Source organism: Arthrobacter arabinosi, from assembly GCF_054511115.1.
This window is the reverse complement of sequence record NZ_JBTNDF010000004.1, coordinates 18,837-45,777: the sequence shown is the minus strand read 5'-3', so window position 1 is coordinate 45,777 and position 26,941 is coordinate 18,837. Positions and strand designations below refer to the sequence as shown.

Below are 26,941 nucleotides of genomic sequence, written 5' to 3'. Positions count from 1 at the left end.
AGGCGGCCCCCACCTCCCCCGCGCCAGGAGTCTTGCGTCACTGGCGGAGGGTTGATGCAAAGGTCTGCCTGTTGGTTGAGTACCAGAGAGAGAACGGTCCGGGAGCGCCGGGCCTGCTGCAGGACATGGTCCTCGACAGCCAGGACGTCGAGGAGTTCCTGACGAAACTCGTGACGGTCGCCGGGCGCAGCCTGTCGGCCGACGACGAGGTCCTGTGCGGGGTGACGCTGCTGCGGGCCCGCACGAAGATCACGGTGGCGAGCAACGGCCCGAACGCCCAGCAGATGGACGAGGTCCAGTACGACTACAACGACGGCCCGTGCCTGCGTGCCGCGCGCGAGGGTACCGTCCACTACGTCAGCGACTTCGACACCGAGGAACGCTTCCCCGAGTACAGCCGCGCGATCGCCGGCCACGGGATCAAGTCAGCGCTGGGCGTGCCGATCCCGCTCGAGGGCGAGGCGACGGCGGCCCTCAACTTCTACTCACCCGTGGTCCACGCCTTCGGCGAGGAGTCCATCCGGGCCGCCTGCCGCTTCGCCGAGGAGGTCTCCGTGTCGCTGCGTCTCGCGGTGCGTATCGCCGAGCTGACGGAGTCCAGTGCCGATATGCGGACCGCCATGCAGAGCCGGACCACGATCGACCTCGCCGTCGGCGTGATCATGGGGCAGAACCGGTGTTCCCAGGACGCCGCGATGTCCATCCTGAAGGCGGCGTCCAGCGCCAGGAACATCAAACTGCGCGACGTCGCCGCCTCCGTCCTGCAGTCCCTCGGTCAGGGGCCGGCGAAGATGCACTTCGAGTAGCGATGGACGAGCCGAAGCAGAGGGCACCGATCATCGACGCGGTGCGTCGATCCGGCCTGACGGCCGTCGAGATGTGGGTCCAGTACTTCGCGCTGGGCGGGTCGCTCTCGGAACTCGAGATCGAGGCCTACCTCGAGGGGGACGCCGATCTCGCTCCGCTCGAGCGCGAACTCCTCGCCGAGGCGGCGCAGGGGGCGCTGGGCCTCGACCCGCCCGCCGCCGGTCCCCTGCCCGACGACGCGAACCGGGACTTCCTCCGGCTTCTGGGCGCCGCCGGTTCCGTCTTCGTCGACGCGGAGGCCGCCGAACGCGGGCGCGTCGATTCACTGGAGCAGCTGCGTCTCCTCGGCACGCCCCCGAGCGTTTCGATGCGATCACACGCCGGGTGGCGGAGCGCTTCGGCTGCGAGATCGCGACGCTGGCCCTGATCGGCAGGGATCGCCAGTTCATCAAGTCCGCGGTCGGCGAGGCGTACCAGGACCTCGACAGGACCCAGGTGTTCTGCAACATGACCATCCGGTCGTCCGGTGCGCTGGTCCTGCCCGACACGCTGGAGGACGAGCGCTCCCGCGGCCACCCCTTCGTGGCCGGTGCACCGCACATCCGCTTCTACGCGGGCTACCCCCTTCGGGGTCCGGGAGGCTGGCTGATCGGGACGATCTGCGTCATGTCGCAGACTCCCCGTCCGTTCACCGCGCGGGACCACCAGGACCTCGAGGCGCTCGCGCAGGAGATGCAGCACGAGATCCATCCGGGCTGGAGAGCCTGGACACTCTCCTGAACCCGGCGTCGGGGGGCGGGGTTCCTCAGCGCTCCGCCGGGCGATCCGTGAGTGCCACGTCCACCGTCCGGGTCTCCGAATCCCGTCGGAGTTCGACCGGGACCGACTCGCCCGGATCGCGCCGGCGCAGTGCCGCCAGCAGGTCCTCCGGTGTGGTGATGTCCTCGTCCCCGATCCTCGTGATGATGTCGCCGGGGCGGATGCCGGCGTCGTCGGCGGGCCCGCCCCGCGAGACGGACAGGACCACCACGCCCGTCGTGTCCTCGAGGTTCAGCTGCTCGGCGATCTGCGGCGTGATCTGGCCCGGTGCCAGCCCCATGAACGCGTGCTCGGCCGTGCCGTCCTCCCGGAGTTCCTCCGCCACCTCCGTGGCGACGGAGGCGGGGATCGCGAAGCCCAGGGCGACGGCGCCCTGGGAGGGCGGGATGTAGGCCTCGCTGATGCCCATGATCTCGCCCCGACCGTTCACGACGGCGCCGCCGGAATTGCCGGGACTGATGGCCGCGTCCGTCTGGATGAGGTCCACCAGCGACTGGCTCGAGGCCGCCGAGCCGGGGATCTCCCGGTGCAGGCCCGAGACGATGCCCGAGGTCGCGGTGTTCTCGAAGCCGAGCGGGGAACCGATGACGACGGCGAGCTCGCCGATGCGCGGCAGGTCGGGCTGGAACGTCGCGGCCGGGAGGCCGCGCCGGTCGGCCTGGACGAGGGCGACGTCCGACACGGCGTCCGCCGCCTCCACCGTTCCGGACACGCGCCGGCCGTCGGCGAAGGCCACCTCGACCTCCTCGTTGCCGCGGACCACGTGCTCGTTGGTGAGGATGAGCCCGTCCTCGGTGTAGATCACGCCGCTGCCGATTCCCCCCTCGGTGAAGACGGTGACCACCGAGGGCTGCACGGCGTCCACGATGTCCGGGATCTCCATGTCCTGGCCTCCCGATCCCCCGGAGGTGGAGCCGGAGCCGGTCCCGGAGGACGGGGAGCCGGTGCCACCGGTGCCCTCCGACGATGTGCCCGCGCCGCCTCCGCTCTGCGTCGGCGCCGGGAGTTCGGCGCCCCCATCGGTGCCCGTGCAGCCGGTCATCGCGAGCAGGAGGGCGCAGATCAGGGCGAGAACGGGAGAGCGGGTCCCGGTGATCCGAGTCATGGGTGGGTCCTCTCCCTGCAGTGGTCGGCCGCCCGGAAGGCACCCCGCCCGGTCGCTGAGTACGACGCTACGAAGTACGGCAGCCTGTGACAAGGGCCGAAAGACGCCCCTGCCCCCACCCGGCGGGCGAGTAGGGTGCCCGGCCCGCGTCAGAAGCGGCCGTCGCTGTCCTGGTCGCGGCGGCGCAGCGGGTTCTCACGCCAGTCCGGGCGGTCGGCCGGAGCCGGACCGTAGCCGGGGCGCAGCAGCGGCTCGTCGGGATCATCCTCGGGGTGCGGCGTCCGGGGCGCCCCCGAGCGGTGGGTGAGCCAGTACCCCCGGGCGATGCAGGCCGCGGCGGCGAGGATGATCAGCAACCCGATGGCCAGGAGGATCGGCGCCTCCGCGGGTGCCGGGGTGCCCGTCGAGGCCGCCCGGGCGAACTCCGAGACCGCCTGCGGGACGAAGAGGGTGCTGACGAACAGCAGGACGAGGCCTGTCAGGTACTGCTTCACGCCGAGTTTCATGACTTCCCTGGATGTCCTCGCGGTCGGTTCGGGGTTCATTCCAGCTTAGGCCCTCGCCCCTGCACCCCTACGCTGGACTGGTGCGAGGAACCCTGCCCAGCAACCGCCGGCTCAGCCGCAGTATCCTCCGGCTCGCCGTCCCCGCCCTGGGCGCACTGATCGTCGAGCCGCTCTTCCTGCTCGCCGACTCGGCGATCGTGGGGCACCTCGGCGTCGACGAGCTCGCCGGCGTAGGCCTCGCGTCCACGGTGCTGCAGACCGCCGTCGGGCTCATGGTCTTCCTCGCCTATTCGACGACGCCCGCCGTCGCCCGCCTGCTCGGGGCCGGGCGCCTGCCCGAGGCGCTCGCGGCAGGGCGCGACGGCGTGGGCCTCGCCGTCGTGCTCGGGGTCCTCCTGTCAGCCCTCGGCTGGGGCGCCGCTCCGCAGCTGGCGTCGCTGATGGGTGCCGAGGGGGCCGTGCACGCGTTCGCCGTCGACTACCTCCGCTGGTCCATGCCGGGGCTGACCGCCATGCTGGTGGTGCTCGCGGCGACCGGCGTGCTGCGCGGACTGCAGGACACCCGGACGCCGCTGATCGTCGCCGGTGCGGGGTTCGGCGTGAACATCGTGCTCAACTACCTCCTCGTCTACGGCGCGGGGCTGTCGGTGGCGGGGTCAGCGCTCGGGACGAGCCTCGCCCAGTGCGGCATGGCGGCCGTCTACCTCGTGATGCTCGCCCGCGCGACGAGGAGGCAGCTGGTTCCGCTGGTGCCGTCGCTGCGGGGTATCCGGCACACCGCCGGTGTGGGGTCCTGGTTGATGCTGCGTACGCTGTCGCTGCGCGTGGCGATCCTCGCGACCGTGGTCGTCGCGACCGCGCAGGGGCCCGTGAGCCTCGCCTCGCACCAGTTGGTCATGACGGTCTTCACGTTCCTCGCCTTCGCCCTCGACGCCCTCGCCATCGCCGCGCAGGCCCTGATCGGCAAGGAACTCGGGTCCGGGGACCGGCCGCTCGCCGCGGCGCTCACGCGGCGCATGGTCACGTGGGGCGTAGGGTTCGGCGTGCTCACCGGCTGCCTGCTGGCCGCCGTCGCGCCCTTCGTCGGGTGGATCTTCACCACGGATCCGGCGGTGCAGGCGGCGTTCGCGGCCGGCCTGTGGGTGCTCGCCGCGTTCCAGCCGGTCTGCGGTTTCGTCTTCGTGCTCGACGGCGTCCTGATCGGTGCGGGCGACGCCCGCTACCTGGCGCTCGCCGGCGTCGTGAACCTGGTGGTGTACCTGCCGCTGCTGGGCCTCGTCGGGAGGGCGGGCCTGACGGGCGCGGAGGGCATCGTCTGGTTGTGGCTCGCCTTCGGTGGCGGCTACATGCTGGCGCGTGCGGCAACGCTGGGATGGCGGGTCCGGGACGACCGCTGGATGGTCACCGGCGCCGCGGCATCGGCACCGCACGGCTCACGGCGGGCGTGAACAGTATGTCGCCGCACCGGCCGAACAGGCGCTCGGCGCTGGTGCCGGACCACCGTCAGCGCCGCGGTCCACCAGGACCTCCTGGAGGACATCGGCACCCTCGGCCGTGTGGAGGGGTGGTACCCGGCAGGCCGCGTACTACCCTGTCGGGAGGATGACCGCTGTGGTGCCCGAACGTCGGAGGTTGCTGTGACAGGGATGCGTCCTGCAGGGGGGCCCGTGGCGAGGCCCCTGCCGGTGCGATGGATCCACGGGTCCGTGTCCTCGAAACACAACACGGATCCGGAGGTGCAGGTCCACTGGTACGACGACGACACCGTCGTGCTGCGGCAGAACAAGGCCGTCGACTACGAGGCCCCTTTCCTGTTCCTGCTCTTCGGGGACGAGCGCGTGGTACTGCTCGACACCGGGGCCACCGCCTCCCCGCAGCTCTTCCCGGTGCGCGCCGTCGTCGACGAGCTCATCCGGGTGTGGCTCGGCCGCCACCCCGAGGCGCGCCGCCCGTACGACCTGGTGGTTCTGCACACGCACTCGCACGGGGACCACGGTGCCGGTGACGCACAGTTCGCCGGCCGCCCCGCCACCACCCTCGTGCCGGCGGACAGGGAGGCCGCCTGGCAGTATCTGGGGTTGTCGGATGCCCCGGAGGAGATCGGCGAGGTCGATCTCGGGAGGCGGATCCTCAGTGTTCTCGCCACCCCGGGGCACGACGCCGCCGCCGTCACGTTCTACGACCCGTGGACCGGGATCCTCTTCACGGGCGACACCGTGTACCGCGGCCGGCTGTACATCGAGGACTGGCCGGCCTTCTCGCGCAGCGTCGATCGCCTCATCGCCTTCGCCCACGCACACCCGGTGACGCACGTCCTCGGCTGTCACATCGAGATGACCGGCACGCCGGGCGTGGACTACCCGGTGCGCACCACCTACCAGCCCGATGAGCCTCCCCTCGAGATGACGGTCGATCATCTCCGCGAGGTGCGCTCGGCACTGGATGCCGCGGGCCCGGAGCCGACGCGCCGGGTCTGCGACGATTTCATCCTCTGGCCCGTGGACGGCTGACCTCCGGGCGCACGCCGGACTCGTTCGAGGCGGCCACCCCCGACGAAGCCGTGAGCGCCGCGCAGGCTGAAGCCCCCGACGGCCGCGGGCGGATGCGATCTCCCTGATACCTCCGTTTGTCCACCCGGCCCGCGAGGACGGGGGCGATGCGCGGGAACTGGTCGCGCACGATAGCGTGATCGGAGGGCCGGCACGTATGCGGCGGATACAGGCACTCCATGGGGTTTAGGAAGCGGCATCATGATCAGCCAGGTTGTGCAGCAATGGGTCGCTGTCCAGACCCTTCGGACCACGGACTTCGACGCGCCGTCCGTCTGGGCCACGTACGCGGGCTTCGGCGGCTCGCGGGACGTCGGCGAGGTGACGGCCTACCTCGAGGGTGGGCAGATGCTCCCGGCCGAGGACCGGGATCTCGTCGCGCACGCGCTGAACGGGATGATCGAGGACGCCGGGCTCCCGGTCGACGGTGCCCATTACAGCACCGACGCCGTCGCGGACGGATCCGGGTTCGGCGAGAACCTTCGCGTCCTGACCCTGGACCCCGACGGGTACAGGTTCGACCGGCCCGCGGCGACGGCGCCCGGCGGAATCGCGAGCGACGGCGCGGACATCGACGGCACGGCGGAGCGGGACGAGGACGCCGAGTACCGGAGATGCCACGCCCTCTATGAGACGGGACTGCTGGAGACAGGAGCGGAAGACCGTTTCGACCGCTACACGACGCGGGCCCGCAGCCACTTCGGGGTGAGTTCGGCGTCGATCGCGCTGATCACCGAGGACCGCCAGGTCATCAAGTCCGTCGCCGGTCCGATCGGGCAGGACCTGCCCCGCCGGATCGCCCTGTGCGCGCGGACGATCGAAGCCTCGACGACACTGGTCATCACGGATGCCAGGACCGACCCCGACTTCCGGGACCACCCGCTCGTCGTCGGCGGTCCCCGCGTGCGCTTCTACGCCGGCCACCCGATCACCACCGCCGACGGCTGGCGGATCGGGACGCTGTGCCTCATCGACGACCGCCCGCGCTCCTTCAGCGACGACGACGCACGGGATCTCCAGCGCATGGCCCGGGACCTCCAGATCGAGATCTGGCTCGGCACGGACTGAGGTCGAATGATCGACCGAGGTCAGGCGCTGGTGCGGATGACGGTTGCCCGGTCATCCGACTCCCGAGGACCCGCCCGTCGACGTGGGTCCCAGGACGCGTTCGGCCCGCGGTCGTGGAGTCGACCGTGGTGGACGTTCTTTCCTAGAGTGGAGCCATGACTCCCTCCCCTCAGGCCTCGTCCGACGGCGACAGACCCGGTGCCCGGTGGAGGCCGGGCCGGGCAGGACCTCCCGGAGCCCTTCGATGAACGGGGAGCTGCTGCTGAACATCGCGCTGGTCGTGGTGTTCGTTCTGATCGGCGGCGTGTTCGCGGCGACCGAGATGGCGCTGGTGACACTGCGCGACAGCCAGGTCAACGCGATAGCCCAACGGGGCAAACGGGGTCGGAAGGTTGCCGCCCTCGCTCGTAATCCGAACAGGTTCCTGTCCGCGGTGCAGATCGGCGTGACGGTCGCCGGCTTCGCCTCGGCAGCGTACGGCGCCGCGTCCATCGCGCCGTCCGTCGCACCACTGCTGGTGTCGCTCGGAGTGAGCGCGCCGGCCGCGCTCACGCTCGCCACGATCCTGCTCACCCTGGTGGTGGCCTACCTGTCGCTCGTCCTCGGCGAGCTGGCACCGAAGCGGCTCGCGATCCAACGCAACGCGCAGTTCGCCTATGCGGCGGCGCCGGTGCTGAACGGCTTCGCGCACCTCATGCGGCCCGTGATCTGGCTGCTGTCCGTCTCGACGAACGCGGTGGTGCGGCTCCTCGGCGGTGACCCGAACCGCACGAGTGAGGGACTGTCCGAGGAGGAACTCCGCGACATCGTGACCACCCACCACGGGTTGCCCGAGGACGAACGCCGCATCCTCGACGACGTGCTCTCGCTCCGTCACCGACAGATCAGTGAGGTGATGCGTCCCCGACCGGAGGTCGTCGCGGTCAACAGTGCCGACTCCGTCGGTGCGGCCATCACACGCATCGAGGACCTGCCGTTCTCCCGGTACCCGGTCGTGGACCAGTCCATGGACGACATCACGGGCTTCGTCCACGTCCGCGACCTGTATGACGCCGCGTCGCAGGACCCCGAGGCAGCACTGGGCCCCATCATCCGGCCGATCCCGTACCTGCCCGCCACCGCGCGGGTCCTGCCGACGCTCACGAAGCTCCGGGCGCGGAACACCCATATCGCGGTCGTGATCGACGAGTACGGCGGCACCGACGGGATCGTCACCCTGGAGGACCTCGTCGAGGAGATCGTCGGCGAGATCTTCGACGAGTACGACACCGACACTGCTCCCCTGAAACTGGCAGAAGGCGGAGGCGTGGTCGACGGTCGGCTCAATCTGCAGGACTTCGCGGAAGCCACCGGGATCGAGCTGCCCCGGGGGACGTGGGACACGGTCGCCGGTTTCGTCCTCGACCGCCTCGGCCGGCTCGCGGTGCAGGGCGACACCGTCGACGTCGACGGCGTGACGCTCCAGGTCACGAGCATCGACCGACGGCGCATCGCGGAACTCCTCGTCCTGCCGTCGGAGACCCCACCGTCCGACGACCACTGAACCGGCCCGGCCGTAGACGCCAGGAGCCGGGTCGGGCCGCGGGCCGATTGGATCAGGGGGCCCGGAAGAAATCCTGCAGGGCCTGATCGCGAACGCGGGGCTGGTCCTGGCGGGTGAGCGTCACGGCGCGGTCGATGATCTCCTGGGCGACGACGACCACCTTGCGGTTGATCCTCTGGCTGTGGGAGCTGATCTGCTGGAACGCTTCCGTCGCCGTGATGCCGGCGCGGCCCATGAGGATGCCCTTGGCCTGCTCGATGACGGCCCGGCTGAGGGCGGATGCGGCGACTGCCTCGTTGGCGAGCTGGTGCCGGTCGGCGTGGATGGAGCGGGTGAGGTCCACGACCAGCGCCCACACCCCGACGGGCTCGGCGTCCTCGTGGATCAGGTCCGCGGAGATGAGGATCTTGCGGGTGCGCCCCTGGAGGTCGCGGAGCGATGCGTAGACCGACGACGGCCCGCCCGTGGTGGTGACCTTGGTCCAGAACGCCCGGACGGCGTCCCGATCTGCCGGATCGAAGTGGGACATGCCGAGCTCGAGGGTGGGGACGATGTCGCCGCGTTCGTAGCCGTGGATCCGGTACAACTCGTCCGACCAGTGGAAGGCGCCGTCGGCGAAGTAGTGTTCCACGGTGCCGGTCGGGCAGTCGATGAAGTACTCGACACCGGACACGGCCCCGGACAGGGGCACGGAGGGCTCGACGGTTGAGGTCATGGGGGCCGTTCGACGTACTCTGATCCGGGCTGGCGTCTCAACCCGGACCTCAAAGGAGCAGAGTAACAACAAACACCGCATCGCGCCCGACGATGGGCCCAGACCCGGGAGCGACGCAGGGCGGCCCACCGAGCTCCCTCCGGTAGCCGGCTGCTTGACGACCGGAGGGATTCCCACGTTCGTGCACGAGGCTCGTCGGTGTATTCCGGCTGAGGCCCGCGGACGGATCCGGGACATCGTTAGGTGTAACCCCAGTATGCGCGCCCGATCAGCGGCCCCACCCCGCATGACCGGTCAAGATCCGTTGTGTTTATCCCCGCGGAAACGGGTAGGAGACCCTCCTGCGGGAGACCCAGGGCGACGAGCCGGCGTTCTCCCCGGCTTGGTACCGTGTGCCGCATGCCCATCAGACTGGAGAACATCGGCATCGCCGTCCGCGATCTCGAAGCGGCCATCGCCTTCTTCACAGACCTCGGCCTCAGCGTCCTCGGTCGTGACACGGTCAGCGGGGAGTGGGCAGACACCGCCGTCGGTCTCGACGGCAACCACGCCCACATCGCCATGCTCCAGACGCCGGACGGGACCGGACGTCTCGAGCTGTTCGAGTACATCCGCCCCGCCGCGATCGAGACGGAGCCCACCCGCCCCAACGAGATCGGCATGCACCGCGTCGCCTTCTCGGTAGACGACATCCAGGCGGCTCTCGCCATCGCCGCATGGTGAACCGGGCGTCGGCTCTCCCCGCACCGCGCCGGGCGAGGCCGCCGTCGTGCCCGACTAAACTGGACAGGCCGGAGACCGCCCGGCCCCGCATTCCTCCCGAGAGGCCCCTGATGGCTGCTGTACCGCCCGTCCCGGGCGACGGATCCGACGACGCCGCGCTCACGATCTGGAAGCCGTTCCTGGTGCGTGCCCTCGTCAGCGGCGTGTTCGGCCTCGTGACGGTCTTCTGGCGCGAACCGTCCGCCTTGGTGATGTCGATCGCCGGCGGACTCTATTTCCTCCTGGTCGGCGTCGCGTACCTCTGGGCGCACCGCATGACGCATTGGGGTCCCGGGTCGAGGGCTGTCACGGGGATCGGCGGCGGGCTGCTTGTCGGGGCCGGCCTGGCGAGCCTCGTGTTCCGCACCGAGGTGGTCTTCGCGGTCGCCGGGGCCGTCGCACTCGTCGTCGCCGGAGTCGCCGAGCTGGTCCGCGGCCTCGTCGCCCGTGGGCACGCCGCGGCGCGGGACCTCGTGGTCGTCGGAGTCGTCGGCACCGCCACGGGCGCCATCCTGCCCTTCGTCGAGCCGCTCGGGGCACACGCGCTGCTCGGCGTGACGGGCGGCGGCGCGCTGCTCACCGCAGTCGTCCTCGCGATCGCCGCCCTGAGCTACCGGCATGATTCAGCGCTCAGCGCATCCCGCGGCCCCGGCTCCCGCGCCCGGCCGGACGCCGTAAACTAAAGGCTCTACGTCTCGTAGAAGATTCGCATCACCGGAAGGAGTGCCCGTGGCCAAGCGCCAGCCGGGGAAACCCACCCAGGGACGGTTCCGCCACGGCATCAAGGCGCCCCTCGTCTTCTCCGCAGCCCTGGCCGTGGTGGCCGGGGTCGCGACGTCGATCTTCTCCACGGGCGGCGGTTCCAAGGAGCTGCGCATGGACCTGGGCCTGACCGCGGCGGGCATCGCCTTCATCGTCTCCCTCGTGATCTGCGCGATGCTCATGATGGCGGAGACGCCGAACGCCGAGCACCTCGGCAAGGGGTCCGGCGTGAACCGGTCCTCCGCGAGCCCGGACCCGAAGGGACCGTCCGCGCAGGGTACATCCGTGCGAGGGCAGGCCGGGCAGGCTCCGTCCGCGCCGTCGTCGCCCGCCCCGGAGCGGGATGACCAGCCCCGTTACGGGGAGCGCCTGCCGAAGCAGAGTTCCTGACGCCAACGCTCCACCCCCGAGCTCGACGGCACTGTCGCACCCCCCCCGGCGCGTCGGACCGCTTCCCGGTCAGCGGCCCGTGCGTCGCTTGCTGTAGACGTCGAAGGCCACCGCGAGCAGGAGCACCAGCCCCTTGATGACCTGCTGCCACGCCGCGTCCACGGACAGGATGGACAGTCCCTGGTTGAGGACCCCCATGACGAGACCGCCGATGACGGCGCCCACGACCGTCCCCACGCCGCCCTGGACCGCGGCTCCGCCGATGAAGACGGCGGCGATCGCGTCGAGCTCGAAGCTCTGACCCGCCGACGCCACCGCGCTCCCGGCGCGGGCCGTGCTGACGACGCCTGCGAGGCCAGCGAGGAACCCCATGTTGACGAAGATGAAGAAGTTCACCCACTTGGTCTTCACACCGGACATCATCGCGGCGTAGAGATTGCCGCCCATCGCGTAGACGTGGCGGCCGAAGACCGTCCGGGAGAGCATGAACGAGTACAGCAGCACCAGGGTTGCGAGGATGACGAGGATGATCGGCGTCCCGCGGTTGTAGGCGAGCAGGTAGCACAGGTACATGATCGCGACGACGGCGAGGGCGATCTTGAGGACGAAGGAGAGGGTCCGCTCGCGGGGCAGGTTCAGGCGGCGGAGGTCAGCGCGCCCCTTCACCTGCTGCACCACCAGCGCCAGGGAGGCCAGCGCGCCGATGCCGAGGGTGATCAGGTCCGGCGTACCGGTAGCGGGCAGGGTGCCGGACCCGATGGCGTTGAAGGGGCGGGGCAGTCCGCTGATCGTCCCGCCGGTCAGCAGGACGAGGGCGACCCCGCGGAAGACGAGCATGCCGGCGAGGGTCACGATGAAGGCGGGTATGCCGACGAAGGCCACCCAGAAGCCCTGCCACGCGCCGATCAGCGCACCGACGAGGAGCGACAGGGCGACGGCGGCGCCCCAGGGGAGCCCCCAACTGTTCATCGAGAGCGCGGCGACCGCACCCACCGTCGCGACGACGGAGCCCACGGACAGGTCGATGTGCCCGGCGATGATCACGATGACCATCCCGATCGCGAGGATGAGGACGTACGCGTTCTGCTGGATCAGGTTGCTCACGTTGCCCGGGTACAGCAGGCGGCCGCCGGTCAGGACCTGGAAGAGCAGGATGATGACGGCCAGGGCGGCGAGGATGCCGTACTGCCGGAGGTCGACGCTGCGACGCTTCTTCTTCACCGGATCGGGCCGCGGCGGGACGGGGGCGGTGGCCTGCTCGGGCGTGGTGGTGGTCATGAGGGCTGTGCTCCTTGGGTCCTGGATGCGGTCATGCGGCGCATGAGCTCCTCCTGGCTGGCATGGGCGCGATCCAGCTCGCCGGTGAGCTTGCCTTCCGCGATGGTGTAGATGCGGTCCGAGAGGCCGATCAGCTCGGGCAGTTCGCTGGAGATGACGATCACTGCTTTGCCCTGTGCCGCCATCTCGTTGATGATTCCGTAGATCTCGTACTTGGCACCGACGTCGATGCCCCGCGTCGGTTCATCGAGGATCAGGACGTCCGGGCCCGAGTAGATCCACTTGCTGAGGACCACTTTCTGCTGGTTCCCGCCGGAGAGGTTGCCCACCACGGAGGAGACACTCGACGTCTTGATGTTCATCTGCCGGCGGTACTCCTCGGCGACGGCGTACTCCCGGTGCCGGTCGATGATGCCGAGCCGGGCGAGCTTCCCGAGGGCTGCCGCGGAGACGTTGACGGTGATGCTGCCGATCAGGTTCAGGCCGTAACGCTTGCGGTCCTCGGTGACGTAGGCGATGCCGTTGCGGATCGCCTGCCCCACGGTCCGGGTCTGGATCTCCTTGCCGTCCTTGAAGACGCGCCCGGAGATCCCGCTGCCGTAGGAGCGGCCGAAGATGCTCATCGCCAGTTCCGTGCGTCCCGCCCCCATGAGGCCCGCGAAGCCGACGATCTCGCCGGCGCGCACGTGGAAGGACGCGCGGTCCACAACGGTCCGCTCCACGTCGATGGGGTGGTGCACGGTCCAGTCCTCGACCCGGAACTTCTCCTCCCCGATGGAAGGCTCGCGCGGCGGGAACTGGTGGTCGAGCGGGCGCCCCACCATGTCCCGGATGATGCGCGTCTCGATCTCGTCGCTGTCCTCGACCGGGAAGGACTCGATGGTCCGCCCGTCCCGGATGACCGTGACGGTGTCGGCGATCGCCCGGATCTCCTTGAGCTTGTGGGAGATGATGATCGACGTGATGCCCTGGGTGCGCAGCTGCTCGATCAGGCCCAGGAGGTGCGCCGAATCGTCGTCGTTCAGTGCCGCGGTCGGCTCGTCGAGGATGAGGATCCTCACCTCTTTCGAGAGCGCCTTCGCGATCTCGACCAGCTGCTGCTTCCCCACACCGAGCTCGAGCACCTTGGTCGCGGCGTTCTCCTGCAGGCCCACCCGCGCGAGGAGCTCGGCGGCCCGCAGGTTCGTCCGGTTCCAGTCGATCACCCCGCCCCGCTGCACCTCGTTGCCCAGGAAGATGTTCTCAGCGATCGACAGGTACGGGCTGAGCGCCAGCTCCTGATGGATGATCACCACGCCGTCGCGCTCGCTGTCGTTGATGGAGTTGTACGCCACCGGACCGCCGTCCAGGGTGATGGTCCCGTCGAAGCTGCCGTGCGGGTAGACGCCGCTGAGCACCTTCATCAGGGTGGACTTGCCGGCGCCGTTCTCGCCGCAGATCGCATGCACCTCGCCGCGCTGCACGCTCACCGAGACGCCGTCGAGCGCCCTGATGCCGTTGAACTCCTTGACGATCCCGCTCATCTCGAGGATGGGGTCACTCATGCTGCTCTCGCTTCGCTCATCGCGGGCGGAGCGGGACGCGACCTGACACCGCGCCCCGCTCGTCCTCAGGGTGGTCAGAGACCGATGTCTGCTGCCTTGACGAAGCCCGACTCCACGAGCGTCGACTCGACGTCGTCCTTCGTCACCACCACGGGGTCCAGGAGGTAGGAGGGAACCACCTTGGTGCCGTTGTCGTAGGTCTCGGTGTCGTTGACCTCCACCTCGTCGCCCGCGACGATCGCGGCGACCATCGACTCGACCTGGCCTCCGAGCTCGCGGGTGTCCTTCCAGACGGTCATGGACTGCTGGTCCGCCAGGATGGCTTTGACGTTGGCGACGTCGGCGTCCTGTCCCGTGATGAGGGGCCAGTCGGTACCGGGCTTGTAGCCCGCCGCGTTGAGGGACGCCTCGATGCCCAGCGCGAGGCTGTCGTTCGGGGAGAGGACGACGTCCACCTTGTCGCCGCCGGTGTAGAAGGACTGCAGGCGGTTGTCCATCTCGGCCTGCGCGTCGTCGGAACCCCAGCCGAGGATGCCGATGGCCTTCCAGCCGTCGTTGTCCGCGGGGGACTTGCCGGAGGGGACCTCCAGCTGGCCGGACTCGACGTACGGCAGCAGGACGTCCCAGGCCCCGGCGAAGAAGAACGCGGCGTTGTTGTCATCCGGGCTGCCTGCGAAGGGCTCGAGGTTGAAGGGGCCCTTGCCGTCGGCGAGGCCGAGCTTCTCCTCGATGAACTGGCCCTGGAGCTGGCCCACCTTGTAGTTGTCGAAGGTGGCGTAGTAGTCCACGGCCTCGGTGCCGTTGATCAGGCGGTCGTAGGCGATGACCTGGACGTCCTGGGACTTCGCCTCCTCCAGTGCCGGGCCCAGGGTCTGGCCGTCGATGGCCGCGACGACGAGGATCTTCGCCCCACCGGCAACCTGGTTCTGGATCTGGCTGATCTGCTGGTCGGTCTTGTTGTCGGCGTACTGGAGGTCGACGGTGCAGTCGGCGGCCTCGAGCTTCTCCTTGAGCCCTTCGCCGTCGTTGATCCAGCGCTCGAGGCTCCGGGTGGGCATGGAGATCCCCACATTGCAGCTGGTGGACGCATCGCCTCCGGCATCCGGGGTCGCGGATCCGGCCGGCGCGCAGGCCGACAGGCCCGCTGCGACGCCGGCTGCCAGCAGGAAGGCCGAAACGTTCTTGATCGTGGTCATGGATTGAGCCTTTGAAAAGGATCCGACCGGAGGTGGGCACGCAGGGCAGGCGCCGGAAGCTGACGGTCGGCGTGCCGCTGGTGTGCCGTATGGCTGGATCGAGCTGATACAACGCTGTAGCGCCCGGTCGATCTCGCCATCGACAATATGTAGGCGAAGACAACATATCCACCGCTCGTCCCCACGACAAGACTCTGGGCGAACGTTATGGAACCGAGACCTCCGCCTCGGCACCGATCGGCACGAGGGTGGTCAGGCGGGCCGGGCCTTCCGGGCCCGGTATGCCTTCACGTGCGTCCGGTTCGCGCAGTTGCCCGTGTCGCAGAAGCGCTTCGAACGGTTGCGGGTGAGATCGAGCACCACGTCGTCGCAGTCCTCGGCCGCGCAGGAGTGCAGCCGGTCCAGTGCATGCGCGCGGATGACATCGGCGAGGGCCATGGCCGCCTCGGTCGCCATCCGCTCCTCGAGTGGCGCCTCGGGTGCGGTGGCGTGGAGGTGCCAGTCCCACTCGTCGTGGCGGACCAGCTGCGGGAGCGCGTTGGCCCGGCGGAGGATCGCGTTGACGCATTCGACGGCGTCGTCCTCCTCCGCGAACCAGATGACCTCGAGTTCGGCGCGCAGCGCGCGGACGGACTCCAGTTCGGCCCCGGTGTGGGTGCGCGAGCCGCTGAAGCGCTGCTCCGCGAGGAACCGGTCGAGACCCTCGAGTGTCGCCAGGGGATCGGGAGCGTCCTTCCCGGTGTTGATCAGCGCTGCGACGGTCGAGAGGGCCACCTCCGTGTCATAGGTGAAAGACATGTTGACTCCTGACATCGCGCTCATCTAGTGTCACGACCATAACCACTTGTCACCCCTGACACCAAGCATCGATCCGAAGGGAGAGGCCATGACCCTGCGCCCCGCCGCCGGCCTCTGGATAGCGCTCGTCTCCGCTGCGACGTTCGGCGTCTCGGGCCCGTTCGCGAAGTCCCTGCTCGAGATCGGCTGGAGCCCGGGAGCCGCCGTCGGGCTGCGCATCGGGGGAGCCGCCGTCGTGCTGCTCGTCCCGGCGCTGATCGCCCTGCGGGGGCGCTGGTCCACCGTGCGCGGCAACGCGCTGACCATCACGATCTACGGGATGACGGCGATCGCGCTCTGCCAGCTCTTCTACTTCAGCGCCGTGCAGCGCATGTCGGTGGGGGTGTCGCTGCTGCTGGAGTACCTCGCCCCCGTGCTGCTCGTCGGGTTCCTCTGGCTGCGCTCACGGACGGCGCCGCGCCCGCTGACCATCGTCGGGTCGGTGACCGCGATCCTCGGCCTCCTGCTGGTCCTCGACCTCGCGGGCGATGCCCGGCTCGACCCCGTCGGCGTGCTGTTCGGTCTCGCCGCCGCCGTCTGCCTCGTGGTGTTCTTCGTGATGTCCGCGCGGGTGGACGAGACACTGCCGCCGATCGTCATGGCCGGCGGCGGCATGGTGGTGGCTGCGGGGACCATCCTGGTCCTCGGCCTGACGAACATCATGCCGTTCCGTTTCGTGTTCGAGGACGTCCGGCTGGCCGGAGGCACCTACAGCTGGATCGTCCCGGTGGCCGTCCTCGTCCTCGTCGCGACGGTCGCCGCCTACGTGACGGGCATCCTCGCCGCGCAGCGCCTCGGCTCGAAGGTCGCGAGTTTCGTGGCCCTCACCGAGGTCATGTTCGCGGTGCTCGCAGCCTGGCTGATCCTCGGCGAGCTGCCCGGTCCCGTCCAGTTGCTCGGCGGGCTCCTGATCGTGGCCGGCGTCGTGTGTGTCCGGGTGGACGAGCTGCGGTCCGTGCCCGACGGCGACCTCGAGGCTGCATTCGACCAGCCCAGCCCCGTGGAGCCGATCCCGCGCCCATGAACAGGTCCACCGAGCGACGCCGCAGGGCGCCCCGACTCCTTCTCGGTCTCCTCCTGGCCGGCGTGCTCGCGGCCACGCTCGCGTTCGTGGGCCCCGGCCTGCTGGGCGGCCTGCGGACCCTCGGGGGCCCGGTGCCCGGGGGTGCGGAGTGCACGGTGGCGACGTCGGAGGGTGAGGTGGGGCTCACCCGGGACGAGGCGAAGCAAGCGACGACGGCGGTGGCGCTCGCGGCCCGCGGGATGCCGGCACCGGAGGGCGCCGGGATCGACGAGGCGGTCCTGCGGCCGCTCGCGGAGGGGCCCGACGAGGACGCCGGCCCGGTCCTGGCCTGCCGCGGCTCGGCTGCCGGCGACCTCCCGGTCCAGGCGCTCACCGCGAGCGGCCTGACACCGCGCGCCGAACGGGTCCGGGAAGCCCTGACAGGGGTGTTCGGCGACCAGAGCCTGGGCGGGTTCGCCCCCGGCGGGGTGGGGCAGGGCCACGGCGCGGAATCGACGCACTACGACGGCCGGGCCATCGACGTGTTCTTCCGCCCCGTGACCGACGAGAACCGACGTGCGGGCTGGCTCGTGGCCCACTGGCTCGTCGCCCATGCCGAGGACCTGGACATCCAGTACGTCATCTTCGACGACCGGTTCTGGAGCGACCACAGCACCAGGACGCAGTGGGGTGACTACGACGCGCCCGAGCCGGCCGACGAGATCCTGCGGCATCGGGACCACGTGCACGTCGACGTCCACCGCGGAGGCGCACCGCCGGACGCGTGAGGCCCGGCCCTTCAGGTGGCCGCCGGCCACCACTACACTGGTGCGCATGACCCGGCAGGATCCGGCCCCTCCCGGGGCCGCTGCGGTTCCTCAGAGCGGCGCGGTCCCTCCAGCTGACGCGGCCGGCGGCGCGTCGCGGGACACCTCCCTCCGCAGTCCGGCGGAGCGGGACCGCACCTTCCGCGGCATCCTCGTGAACACCGGGCTCGCGAACATCACCACCAGCTACCTCTGGTTCGCCCTGACGTTCTGGGCGTACCTGGAGACACGCAACGTGATCGCCACCGGCGTGATCGGGGGCATGTACATGCTGCTCATCGCCCTGTCCAGCATCAGCTTCGGCACCGTGGTGGACCGCTACCGCAAGCTCTCCGTCATGCGCTTCGCGGGCGCCTTCACCCTGGTCATGTTCGTGCTGGCCGGCGTCGTCTTCCTGGTGACGCCCGTGGCCGCACTCCCCGACCTGCAACAGCCGTGGTTCTGGGGCTTCACCCTCATCATCCTGATCGGTGCCGTCGTCGAGAACATGCGCAACATCGCGCTGTCCACGACCGTGACCATCCTCATCGACCCGGACCGGAGGGCGAACGCCAACGGGCTGGTGGGCATGGTGCAGGGGCTGATGTTCATCATCACGTCGGTGCTCTCCGGGCTGTCGATCGGGCTGATCGGCATGGGCTGGACGATCGTCGTCGCCCTGGTGCTGACCGCGCTCGCCTTCGCGCACCTGCTCACGCTGCGCATGCCCGAGGAGGTGAGAGCGGCGGCCACGGATGCGCAGGGCGGGTTCGACCTGCGCGGCTCCCTCGCCGCGGTCCTCGCGATCTCCGGGTTGTTCGCGCTGATCCTGTTCTCCACGTTCAACAACTTCGTGGGCGGCGTCTACATGGCGCTGATGGATCCCTACGGGCTCGAACTGTTCACCGTGGAGCTGTGGGGGACCCTCTTCGCCTTCGGCGCCACCGGGTTCATCGTGGGCGGCGCCCTGATCGGCAGGTTCGGCCTGGGGGCCAACCCCCTGCGCACCATGCTCATCGCGGTGATCGTGATGGGGGTCGTCGGAGCGGTGTTCACACTCCGCGAATGGGGATGGCTGTACGTCCTCGGTATCTGGCTCTACCTGGTCCTGGTGCCGTTCGTCGAGGCTGCCGAGCAGACGGTCATCCAGCGGGTGGTGCCCCTGCCGCGGCAGGGCCGCGTGTTCGGCTTCGCCATGGCGTTCGAGTCCGGGGCGGCGCCGATCACCGCGTTCCTCATCGCGCCGATCGCGCAGTTCTGGATCATCCCGTACGCGCGCTCCGTCGAGGGGGCGGCCCGGCTGGCCCCGCTCCTGGGCGAGGGTACCTCCCGCGGCATCGCCCTCGTGTTCCTGGTGGCAGGGATCGTCATCATCGCGGCCGCCGTCCTGGCCTTCCTCACGCCGGTCTACCGTCGGGTATCGGCGTCCTACGCCGATGCCGCCGCGGAGGTCCCGGCGGCACGGTGACCGGGCGGTCCCGCTGCGTCGGGGCCGCCCGGTCGGGAGGGGCTACCGCCCGAAGCTGCGCAGACGCAGCGAGTTCGCGACGACGAGCACCGAGCTCGCCGCCATCGCCGCCCCCGCCAGCATCGGGTTGAGCAGTCCGAGGGCAGCGACGGGGATGCCGACGGCGTTGTAGAAGAACGCCCAGAACAGATTCCCCTTGATGGTGCCGAGCGTGCGGCGGGACAGTTCGATGGCTTGCGCGACCTGCTCCAGACTGTTGCCCATCACGGTGAGGTCCGCTGCCTCGATCGCGACGTCCGTGCCCGATCCCATGGCGATACCGAGATCCGCCTGTGCGAGTGCCGCGGCGTCGTTGACGCCGTCGCCCGCCATGGCGACGGTCGCCCCGCCGGCCTGCAGCTCCCGGATGGCGTCGACCTTGCCCTCCGGCGTGACTCCGGCGTGTACGTCGGCGGCGTCGATCCCGACGACGGCGGCCACCTGCAGGGCGACCGCCCGGTTGTCGCCGGTGAGCAGGACCGGCCGCAGCCCCAGCCGGCGGAGCCGTCCGATCGCAGCCGCCGAGCCCTCCTTGACGGTGTCGGAGAGCGTGATGAGGCCGGCGACGTCGTCCCCGACCGCCACCCAGATGGCCGTCCGTCCGGCGTCCTCCGCGGCAGCGAACGCGGCGGCCTGCCCGTCGGTCGGCCGGATCCCGTGGCGCTCGAGCCACCCGGCCCGCCCTACGGTGACGACGACGTCGTGCACCTCGCCGCGTACGCCGCCCCCGGGCGCACTCGAGAAGGCCTGTGCCTCGGGCAGCCTGCCGGCGGTGGCGGCGTGGTGCGCGATGGCCTGCGCGATGGGATGCTCGCTCGCGGCTTCCACGGCTCCGGCGAGGCGCAGCAGGTCGGGTGCCGGAACGGAGGTGAGCGGGACGACGTCGTCCACGGCCATGGTGCCCGTGGTGACGGTGCCCGTCTTGTCCAGCACGATGGTGTCCACGGTGCGGGTGTCCTCGAGGACCTGGGGCCCGCGGATGAGGATGCCCAGCTGGGCGCCACGGCCGGTGCCGGTGAGGAGCGCCGTGGGCGTCGCGAGGCCGAGGGCGCACGGGCAGGCGATCACCAGCACGGTCACGGACGCCGTGAAGGCCGCGTCGAGGTCGCCGGCCAGGACGAGCCACAACACGAACGTGAGGACCGAGAGCACGAGGACCACGGGGACGAAGACCGCGCTGATGCGGTCGGCGAGCCGGGCGATGCGTGCCTTCCCGCTCTGCGCCTGGCTGACGAGGCGCCCCATCTGGGACAGCACGGTGTCCGATCCGACGCGTGTCGCGCGCACCACGAGTCGTCCGGAGGTGTTGATGGTCGCGCCCGTCACGGTGTCGCCGGGTCCCACCTCGACGGGGATGCTCTCGCCCGTCAGGAGGGCGGTGTCCACGGCGCTGTGGCCCTCGGTGACCGTGCCGTCCGTCGCGATCTTCTCGCCCGGGCGGACGACGAACACGTCCCCGGGGATCAGCGCGCCGGCGGGCAGCGTGACCTCGATCCGCTCGCCGCCGACGGTGCGCACCACGTGGGCCTCCTTGGCGCCGAGGCCCAGGAGGGACTTCAGGGCGTCACCGGCGCGCTGCTTCGCGGACGCCTCGAGGAAGCGGCCGAGCAGGAGGAAGGTCACGACGACGGCGGCCACCTCGAAGTAGAGCGAGTGCTCCGTCATGTCCATGCCGGCCATGCCCGCGTGCCGGGTCAGCCCGGGGTCGGCGAACAGTTGCCCGGCCGAGAACAGGAAGGCTGCCGTGACCCCGATGGAGACGAGCGTGTCCATGGTCGAGGACAGGTGGCGTGCGTTGACGGCCGCCGCGCGGTGGAACGGCCACGCGGACCACGTCACGACCGGCAGGGACAGCCCGAACACCACCCAGCCCCAGTCCGGGAACTGGAGGCCGGGCACCATCGAGATCAGCAGCACCGGCACGGCCAGGACCGCGGCGAGGACCAGACGGGCCCCGAGGAGCGACGGCGCGTGGTCGCCGCCGTCGTCCGGGTGGTCGGGGTGCACCACGTGGGCGCCGTAACCGGTGGCCACGACGGTGTCGATCAGGTCCTGGTCGCTGACGGTGGCCGGCACCCGGACCACGGCGCTCTCCAGCGGCAGGTTGACGCTCGCCTCGACGCCGTCGAGCCTGCCGAGTTTCCGCTCGACGCGCCCGACGCACGACGCACAGGTCATGCCCTGGATCGAGAGCTCGACGACGCGGTGTTCCTGCTCGATACCCCGTACGGGGGCCTGCTGGGCGGCCATCTCAGGAACCGGCGGGCACCACGGTGTAGCCCGCCTCGGTGACGGCGCCGTCGATCGAGGCGGCATCCAGTGGCGCGGAGGAGGAGATGGTCGCGGTGGAGGTGCCGCCGTTCACGAGGTGGACGTCGACGGTCTCGACGCCGGGAAGCTCCGACAGTTCGCTCTTGACCGCGCTGACGCAGTGGCCGCAGGTCATGCCGGTGATGTTGACGGTTGTGGTGCTCATGGTGTTCTCCTCGGTAGGTGGATCGGTGGATCGGTGGGTGGTGCTAGCGCAGGAGGCGGCCGATCGCCGCGGTGGCTTCCTGGACCTTCTCCTGCACGGCGTCATCGTTGCCGGAGATCCGGGAGTCCTGGGCGGCTCCCACGACGCAGTGGGCGATGTGCTCCTCGAGCAGCCCCATCGAGACGGCGTGCAGCGCCTTGTTCACGGCCGCGACCTGCGTGAGGACGTCGATGCAGTACTTGTCCTCCTCGACCATCCGCGCGATGCCGCGGACCTGGCCCTCGATGCGCCGCAGCCGTTTGAGGTAGGCGTCCTTGTCGGCCGTGTAGCCGTGCTGCACGGTATTCTCCGCGTCCGTCCCTGCAGTCATGAATTGGCTCCTCGCATACGGCCCACGATACCCTTGGGGGGTATAACCGGCAACGTCCTCCTGGTATCCCCGCATCGAGGGAACGCCCAGCGGGATGCCGTACGTTTGCTAATCGGCACACCCCCCGACCCAAGGACGTCCATGACCCTCTCACTGCCGGTCTGGCAGAAGCGAGTCCTCGTGATCCTCGCGGGGATCGCCGTCGTCGCACTGTTCGCCCTCGCCTTCACCGCCGGCCGTGTCTCCGCCGGGCCCTCCTACCCCGACACCGGCAGTGCCGATGCGGGGTTCGCCCGGGACATGCAGGTCCACCACAACCAGGCCGTGGAGATGTCCATGATCGTGCGTGACAGCGCGGACGACGAGACGCTCCGTGCCATCGCCTACGACATCGCGCTGACCCAGCAGCAGCAGGCCGGCCAGATGTACGCCTGGCTGGAGGAGTGGGGGTTGCCGCAGAGCGATGCGCAGCCCCGTATGGAGTGGATGGCGGGCTCGGCCGATCACGGCGGGATGGACATGGGGCCGGCGGCCGACGCCGGCTCCATGCTCACATCCGACGGGCTCATGCCCGGCATGGCGACCGACGCCCAACTCGACGAGTTGCGCGCCGCCCGCGGCGTGGACGCCGAACGCCTCTACCTCACGCTGATGATCCGGCACCACGAGGCCGGCGTGGACATGGCCGCGGCGGGCGCCGACCTCGCGGAGACGGACCAGGTCCGCACGCTGGCCACGAAGATCCAGTCCGGTCAGCAGGCCGAGATCACCCTCATGCAGACCATGCTCGACGCACTGTAGGGCCGAAAGCCCCGCCGCCCCGCCGGGCGGTTCAGGGACGGGCGACCCCCGCCGGTACATTTGGTTCCGGCGCCCACCGAACCGCGGCGACCGCCGCAGCCATCCCAGCACCGAAGGACACCTCGTTGAACAAGAAACGGTCTCAGGAGAACCAGGACCGCCAAGCGCGCCTGGCCGCCATCCAAGCTCAGCAGCGGGCCGGTGAACGCAAGCGCAATGCCCTCATCTTCGGCGGGATCGGCGCCGTCATCCTCGCGATCATCATCGCGGTGACCCTGGTCATCGTGAACCAGGTGCAGGACAACCGGGAGCGCGACGCTCTGGCGTCCCAGCCCATCGAGGGCGTCCAGGAATACCCCGATGTGACGTTCGACCACGTGGACACTCCCGTGGCGTACGATCAGTCGCCGCCCGTCGGAGGGAACCACAACCCCGTCTGGACCAACTGCGGCGTCTACACCGAGCCCCTCCCCAACGAGAACTCCGTCCACTCGATGGAGCACGGCGCCGTCTGGATCACCTACAACCCGGATATCGGCCAGGCCGAGATCGACAAGCTGACAGAGCTCGTAGGGAAACGCTCCTACGTGCTGCTCAGCCCCTACCCCGACCTCGACTCGCCCGTCGCGGCGAGCGCGTGGGGCGTCCAGCTCAAGGTCGACTCCGCCGACGATCCGCGGCTGTCCACCTTCCTCACCAAGTACATCCAGGGCGAGCAGACCCGCGAACCCGGTGCTGCCTGCTCCGGCGGGATCACGCCTCCGGGCCTCGCCTCCTAGCCGTTCCGCACCGCCGACGGCGCGGCAGGACCCACCGCGGTCCTGCCGCGCCGTCGTCGTCCGCCTTCCTGCTGCACACTCGTCCAGCCACATCCGTTGTCACTTCCGGGGAACACTTCGGTACCGTGGACAGACAGGGCAGCGAACCGGCGGCCCCGGATGAGCGGAAGGTACCAGTTGTGACCGACGACCAGATGCTCGGAGAACGGTCCCTGCCTGGGATGCTGCAGGACATGGTCCTGGACAGCACGGACATCAACGAGTTCCTCGACGGGTTCGCCAGGATCATCGCGGACGAGCTCTCCTCCCGGGGCAGGGACGTGATGGCCGGTGTCACTCTCCTGCGGCGCCGTTCCACGGGGACCGTGGCCAGCAGCAGCGAACAGGCGAAGCTGATGGACGAGGTCCAGTACGCGTTCGACGACGGTCCGTGCATCCGGGCAGCCCGCGACGGGCAGGTCTACCGTGTGGACGACTTCCTCGACGAGAAGCGCTTCGGTGACTACACGGCGGCCATCGCGGATCACGGGGTGCGCTCCGCCCTCGGCGTGCCGATACCGCTCGACGGCCTCGCGGCCGGCGGCCTGAACCTCTACTCGCCGCAGCCCCACGCCTTCGACGACGCGTCCGTCACCGAGGCGGTGCAGCTCGCCACGGAGGCCTCGAAGTTCCTCCGCATGGCGGTCCGTGTGGCCCATCTCACCGACACGGGCGAGCACCTGCGGGCCGCGATGAGTTCGCGGACCACGATCGACGTGGCGGCGGGCATCATCATGGGTCAGAACCGCTGCAGCCACGAGGCGGCCATCGCCATCCTCAAGGCCGCGTCCAGCGGACGGAACATGAAGCTGGCGGACGTCGCCGCCGCCGTGGTCACCTCGATCGGCCAGCAGGTCCCCGAGACGTACTTCGTCCCCTGACCCACCGCACGTCGGCGCGCCTGCGCAGGTCGCCGAGTCCTCCCCGGCGTGCTGCGTGAAGTCATCCTGCGTGGGTGACGCGCCGCGTTCCGTCGGGGTGTCAGAGAGGACGCGGTGCGTACGCTTCGGCGAGCCGGTCCATCAGGGCGTCCATGTGGGCGTCCACGGTTCGGCGCGACGGATCCGCGTCATGCCAGGCGATCATTTCCCGAGCGCCCTGGCTGAAGGGGATGCTGGCGGTGAATCCGGGGACGAGGGAGCGGATCTTCGTGTTGTCGAAGATCATCGTGTGCGATTTGTCGCCCAGGAGGCCTGCGCCCCATTCACGGTCGGCTTCGGCGATGGAGTCGGAGGCGACATGGACCAGGAAGGGGTCCGGGACGCCGGCAGCCGCCGCGACCTGGGTGTAGATCTGATTCCACGACGGAGTCTCCTGACCGGTGATGTGCACGGCTTCACCGATGGCGGAGGTGTTTCCGAGCAGACCCGTGAACCCCTGTGCGAAATCGCGGCTGTGGGTGATCGTCCACAACGATGTTCCGTCTCCGGGCACGATGACGGGCCGCCCGGCGCGCATGCGTTCAACCACTGTCCATCCTCCGTCGAACGGGATCAGCGTCTCGTCGTAGGTGTGGGAGGGACGGACGATCGTGACGGGGAATCCCTCTTCGCGGTAGGCCGCAACGAGCAGGTCCTCACAGGCGATCTTGTTGCGCGAGTACTCCCAGAAGGGATTCTTCAACGGGGTGGATTCCAGTACGGGCAGGTGTGTCGGCGGTGTCTGATAAGCCGATGCCGAGCTGATGAAGACGTATTGTCCGGTGCGTCCGGCAAATATCTCGATGTCCTGCTTCACCTGCTCGGGAGTGAAGTTGACCCAGCTGACCACGCAGTCGAAGTTGTGACCAGTTATGGCGTCGGCGACGGCCTGCCTGTCCCGGGAATCCGCGACCAAGGTGGTGACAGCCTCGGGTACCTGGCGCAGGGTGTTGATCCCGCGGTTGAGCAGATAGACGTCCATGCCTGCCTCGACTGCCTGTCTCGTGCAGGAGGCGCTGATGATTCCGCTGCCGCCGATGAAAAGTACTTTCAAGCCCTGCATGGTTTTCTCCTGGTGGTTCATTCGACCCAGCCTGTTGTGAGTTCGCTAACGATACGCCGCTGAAAGAGCGGAATGAGGATGGCCAGAGGTGCGGTCGCGACGACGCCACTTCTCGACTGCCTGTGTCAGCCTCCGTGGACATCGCATCATTCGTATTCTCGATCCCGGGGATCATTGTCCTGCCGGGTGCTTCGTGGTTCGCTCGACTCGGGCGGGTCCGGGCCGGTCATCTCCGCCTCGGCCCGTCAGCCCGCAGCCGGCGCGGCGGTGCTGTCACGGACGACGAGCCGCGTTGCGAGGTCCATCCGGGGGATGGTCTTGAGGGTGCTCTCACTCATGCGGATCACGAGCCGCGCCGCCTCCTCGCCCATCGCCGTGAGCGGCTGATGCACGGTTGTGAGCGCAGGACTGGACCACTGAGCGAGTTGCAGATCGTCGTAGCCCACGATGGACAGATCAACGGGCACTCGGAGCCCGAGGGTTCGGGCAGCCTCGATGACGCCGAGCGCCTGGAGGTCGCTTCCCGCGAAGATCGCTGTGGGGCGGTCGGGCAGCGTCAGGAGTTCGAGAGCGATGCTGCGGCCACCGTCGACCCGGAAGTTGCCGAATCGCACGAAGCGTTCGTCGATGTCGATGCCGGCCGTGTTCATGGCGGACCGGTATCCGTCGACGCGGGCGAAGGAGCACATCATGTCGTCGCGACCGGTGATCGCGGCAATCCGTGTGTGTCCCAGTTCGATGAGATGACGAGTGGCGACGAGGCCGCCGGACCAGTTCGCCGACCCGATCGCGGGGACATCCGAGGCCGGATCGCCGGCCGGGTCGATGATCACGAACGGAATGGCGCGGGATTGGAGGGTTGCTTTCGCTTCGGCCGCGAGATCGGCGAAGACGAGCACCACCCCGACCGGGCGCCGGCGGAGAACCCCGGTGATCCAGGCCGGAGACGGGGAGTGACGGTCACCCGACTCGGTGAGTACGACGCTCAGATCGTTCGCACGAGCGACATTTTCGACTCCGCGGATGATCTCCATGGCCCAGGCTGTCTCGAGTTCGGGGAAGACGAGCTCGATCAAGGTGTCCCGGTTGGGCAGGCCCGGGCGGCGTTGGTACCCGTGCTTGCTGAGGAGCTCTTCGACTCTTGCCCGCGTCTGCGCGGACACGTCCGACCGGCCGTTGAGGACCTTGGAGACGGTGGACAGCGAGACTCCGGCCTCATCGGCCAATTCGTTGAGTTTGACCTTGCGACTCGAGTCGATCATGAGGATCCAATCTTCATTTGTTGCGGGAAACACT

27 protein-coding genes and 1 pseudogene are annotated in these 26,941 nt (G+C 69.5%); 16 read left to right on the top strand and 12 right to left on the bottom strand.

Features of this window, described 5'->3' with window-relative positions:
• Positions 1–71 precede the first annotated feature (71 nt).
• Genes ACX80P_RS11600 through ACX80P_RS11590 form a run of 3 tightly spaced genes read left to right on the top strand, consistent with a single transcriptional unit; the run spans position 72 to position 1,587 of the window.
• Complete coding sequence (locus tag ACX80P_RS11600) at positions 72–806, top strand: GAF and ANTAR domain-containing protein (protein ID WP_459278253.1); 735 nt, start codon at positions 72–74, stop codon at positions 804–806.
• A gap of 2 nt (positions 807–808) precedes the next feature.
• Positions 809–1,234: a hypothetical protein gene (locus tag ACX80P_RS11595; RefSeq protein ID WP_459278252.1), complete on the top strand. Its 426-nt coding sequence runs from the start codon at positions 809–811 to the stop codon at positions 1,232–1,234.
• Positions 1,192–1,587 (top strand): GAF domain-containing protein, encoded by a 396-nt coding sequence (locus ACX80P_RS11590; RefSeq protein ID WP_459278251.1) that lies wholly within the window; start codon positions 1,192–1,194, stop codon positions 1,585–1,587. The genes ACX80P_RS11595 and ACX80P_RS11590 overlap by 43 nt, the downstream gene beginning before the upstream one ends.
• A gap of 25 nt (positions 1,588–1,612) precedes the next feature.
• Here ACX80P_RS11590 and ACX80P_RS11585 read toward each other — a convergent pair whose 3' ends face one another.
• Positions 1,613–2,731, bottom strand: a complete 1,119-nt coding sequence (locus ACX80P_RS11585; RefSeq protein ID WP_459278250.1) for a S1C family serine protease — start codon at positions 2,729–2,731, stop codon at positions 1,613–1,615.
• Between the two features lie 149 nt (positions 2,732–2,880).
• Positions 2,881–3,237, bottom strand: a complete 357-nt coding sequence (locus tag ACX80P_RS11580; protein WP_459278249.1) for a hypothetical protein — start codon at positions 3,235–3,237, stop codon at positions 2,881–2,883.
• A gap of 80 nt (positions 3,238–3,317) precedes the next feature.
• Here ACX80P_RS11580 and ACX80P_RS11575 point away from each other — a divergent pair, with 80 nt between their 5' ends.
• The 4 genes from ACX80P_RS11575 to ACX80P_RS11560 all read left to right on the top strand — a co-directional run bounded on the left by ACX80P_RS11575 (position 3,318) and on the right by ACX80P_RS11560 (position 8,397).
• On the top strand, positions 3,318–4,685 hold the full coding sequence (locus tag ACX80P_RS11575; protein WP_459278248.1) for an MATE family efflux transporter: 1,368 nt from the start codon (positions 3,318–3,320) through the stop codon (positions 4,683–4,685).
• A gap of 258 nt (positions 4,686–4,943) precedes the next feature.
• On the top strand, positions 4,944–5,747 hold the full coding sequence (locus tag ACX80P_RS11570) for an MBL fold metallo-hydrolase (protein WP_459278247.1): 804 nt from the start codon (positions 4,944–4,946) through the stop codon (positions 5,745–5,747).
• A gap of 240 nt (positions 5,748–5,987) precedes the next feature.
• Positions 5,988–6,854 carry a GAF domain-containing protein gene (locus ACX80P_RS11565; protein ID WP_459278246.1) on the top strand — a complete coding sequence of 289 codons (867 nt, stop codon included), beginning with the start codon at positions 5,988–5,990 and terminating at the stop codon, positions 6,852–6,854.
• Positions 6,855–7,098: 244 nt separating this feature from the next.
• Positions 7,099–8,397 (top strand): hemolysin family protein, encoded by a 1,299-nt coding sequence (locus ACX80P_RS11560; protein ID WP_459278245.1) that lies wholly within the window; start codon positions 7,099–7,101, stop codon positions 8,395–8,397.
• Positions 8,398–8,449: 52 nt separating this feature from the next.
• Here the strand turns inward: ACX80P_RS11560 and ACX80P_RS11555 are convergent, their stop codons facing one another.
• On the bottom strand, positions 8,450–9,112 hold the full coding sequence (locus tag ACX80P_RS11555; protein ID WP_459278244.1) for an ANTAR domain-containing protein: 663 nt from the start codon (positions 9,110–9,112) through the stop codon (positions 8,450–8,452).
• Positions 9,113–9,511: 399 nt separating this feature from the next.
• Between ACX80P_RS11555 and ACX80P_RS11550 the strand changes: the two are divergent.
• The 3 genes and pseudogenes from ACX80P_RS11550 to ACX80P_RS11540 all read left to right on the top strand — a co-directional run.
• Positions 9,512–9,829: pseudogene (locus ACX80P_RS11550) on the top strand (VOC family protein); the annotation flags it as partial.
• A gap of 116 nt (positions 9,830–9,945) precedes the next feature.
• Positions 9,946–10,557, top strand: coding sequence for a hypothetical protein (locus ACX80P_RS11545; protein ID WP_459278243.1), 612 nt, complete (start codon positions 9,946–9,948; stop codon positions 10,555–10,557).
• Positions 10,558–10,603: 46 nt separating this feature from the next.
• The gene (locus ACX80P_RS11540) at positions 10,604–11,026 is read left to right on the top strand and encodes a hypothetical protein (RefSeq protein WP_459278242.1); all 423 of its coding nucleotides are present in this window, start codon (positions 10,604–10,606) and stop codon (positions 11,024–11,026) included.
• Positions 11,027–11,095: 69 nt separating this feature from the next.
• Here the strand turns inward: ACX80P_RS11540 and mmsB are convergent, their stop codons facing one another.
• The 4 genes from mmsB to ACX80P_RS11520 form a co-directional block, all read right to left on the bottom strand.
• Entirely contained in the window at positions 11,096–12,304 is a 1,209-nt protein-coding gene (mmsB, locus tag ACX80P_RS11535; protein WP_459278241.1) for a multiple monosaccharide ABC transporter permease, read from the bottom strand.
• Positions 12,301–13,848 carry a multiple monosaccharide ABC transporter ATP-binding protein gene (mmsA, locus tag ACX80P_RS11530; protein ID WP_459278240.1) on the bottom strand — a complete coding sequence of 516 codons (1,548 nt, stop codon included), beginning with the start codon at positions 13,846–13,848 and terminating at the stop codon, positions 12,301–12,303. Before mmsA ends, mmsB begins: the two co-directional genes overlap by 4 nt.
• Positions 13,849–13,922: 74 nt before the next feature.
• Positions 13,923–15,044 carry a multiple monosaccharide ABC transporter substrate-binding protein gene (gene chvE, locus ACX80P_RS11525; protein ID WP_459278239.1) on the bottom strand — a complete coding sequence of 374 codons (1,122 nt, stop codon included), beginning with the start codon at positions 15,042–15,044 and terminating at the stop codon, positions 13,923–13,925.
• A 252-nt stretch (positions 15,045–15,296) separates the two neighbouring features.
• The gene (locus ACX80P_RS11520) at positions 15,297–15,842 is read right to left on the bottom strand and encodes a CGNR zinc finger domain-containing protein (protein WP_459278238.1); all 546 of its coding nucleotides are present in this window, start codon (positions 15,840–15,842) and stop codon (positions 15,297–15,299) included.
• 88 nt (positions 15,843–15,930) lie between these two features.
• Between ACX80P_RS11520 and ACX80P_RS11515 the strand changes: the two genes are divergently transcribed.
• The 3 genes from ACX80P_RS11515 to ACX80P_RS11505 are packed head-to-tail and all read left to right on the top strand — an operon-like array spanning position 15,931 to position 19,158.
• Complete coding sequence (locus ACX80P_RS11515; RefSeq protein ID WP_459278237.1) at positions 15,931–16,905, top strand: EamA family transporter; 975 nt, start codon at positions 15,931–15,933, stop codon at positions 16,903–16,905.
• A complete protein-coding gene (locus tag ACX80P_RS11510; RefSeq protein WP_459278236.1) occupies positions 16,902–17,672 on the top strand; it encodes a VldE C-terminal domain-containing protein in 771 nt (256 codons plus the stop codon). The genes ACX80P_RS11515 and ACX80P_RS11510 overlap by 4 nt, the downstream gene beginning before the upstream one ends.
• A 46-nt stretch (positions 17,673–17,718) precedes the next feature.
• Complete coding sequence (locus tag ACX80P_RS11505) at positions 17,719–19,158, top strand: MFS transporter (RefSeq protein ID WP_459278235.1); 1,440 nt, start codon at positions 17,719–17,721, stop codon at positions 19,156–19,158.
• A gap of 42 nt (positions 19,159–19,200) precedes the next feature.
• Here the strand turns inward: ACX80P_RS11505 and ACX80P_RS11500 are convergent, their stop codons facing one another.
• The 3 genes from ACX80P_RS11500 to ACX80P_RS11490 are packed head-to-tail and all read right to left on the bottom strand — an operon-like array spanning position 19,201 to position 22,043.
• Entirely contained in the window at positions 19,201–21,447 is a 2,247-nt protein-coding gene (locus ACX80P_RS11500; RefSeq protein ID WP_459278234.1) for a heavy metal translocating P-type ATPase, read from the bottom strand.
• Position 21,448: 1 nt separating this feature from the next.
• Complete coding sequence (locus ACX80P_RS11495) at positions 21,449–21,673, bottom strand: heavy-metal-associated domain-containing protein (protein WP_459278233.1); 225 nt, start codon at positions 21,671–21,673, stop codon at positions 21,449–21,451.
• Positions 21,674–21,716: 43 nt separating this feature from the next.
• Entirely contained in the window at positions 21,717–22,043 is a 327-nt protein-coding gene (locus ACX80P_RS11490; RefSeq protein WP_459278232.1) for a metal-sensitive transcriptional regulator, read from the bottom strand.
• Between the two features lie 141 nt (positions 22,044–22,184).
• On the opposite strand from ACX80P_RS11490, the gene ACX80P_RS11485 reads away from it, so the two are divergent.
• The 3 genes from ACX80P_RS11485 (at position 22,185) to ACX80P_RS11475 (ending at position 24,543) form a co-directional block, all read left to right on the top strand.
• Complete coding sequence (locus ACX80P_RS11485; RefSeq protein ID WP_459278231.1) at positions 22,185–22,844, top strand: DUF305 domain-containing protein; 660 nt, start codon at positions 22,185–22,187, stop codon at positions 22,842–22,844.
• Between the two features lie 125 nt (positions 22,845–22,969).
• Positions 22,970–23,623 carry a thioredoxin-like domain-containing protein gene (locus ACX80P_RS11480; protein WP_459278230.1) on the top strand — a complete coding sequence of 218 codons (654 nt, stop codon included), beginning with the start codon at positions 22,970–22,972 and terminating at the stop codon, positions 23,621–23,623.
• Between the two features lie 179 nt (positions 23,624–23,802).
• A complete protein-coding gene (locus ACX80P_RS11475) occupies positions 23,803–24,543 on the top strand; it encodes a GAF and ANTAR domain-containing protein (RefSeq protein WP_459278229.1) in 741 nt (246 codons plus the stop codon).
• Between the two features lie 100 nt (positions 24,544–24,643).
• On the opposite strand, the gene ACX80P_RS11470 is transcribed toward ACX80P_RS11475, so the two are convergent.
• A complete protein-coding gene (locus tag ACX80P_RS11470; protein ID WP_459278228.1) occupies positions 24,644–25,645 on the bottom strand; it encodes an NAD-dependent epimerase/dehydratase family protein in 1,002 nt (333 codons plus the stop codon).
• A gap of 245 nt (positions 25,646–25,890) precedes the next feature.
• Positions 25,891–26,907 (bottom strand): LacI family DNA-binding transcriptional regulator, encoded by a 1,017-nt coding sequence (locus tag ACX80P_RS11465; protein WP_459278227.1) that lies wholly within the window; start codon positions 26,905–26,907, stop codon positions 25,891–25,893.
• Positions 26,908–26,941: the final 34 nt, after the last annotated feature.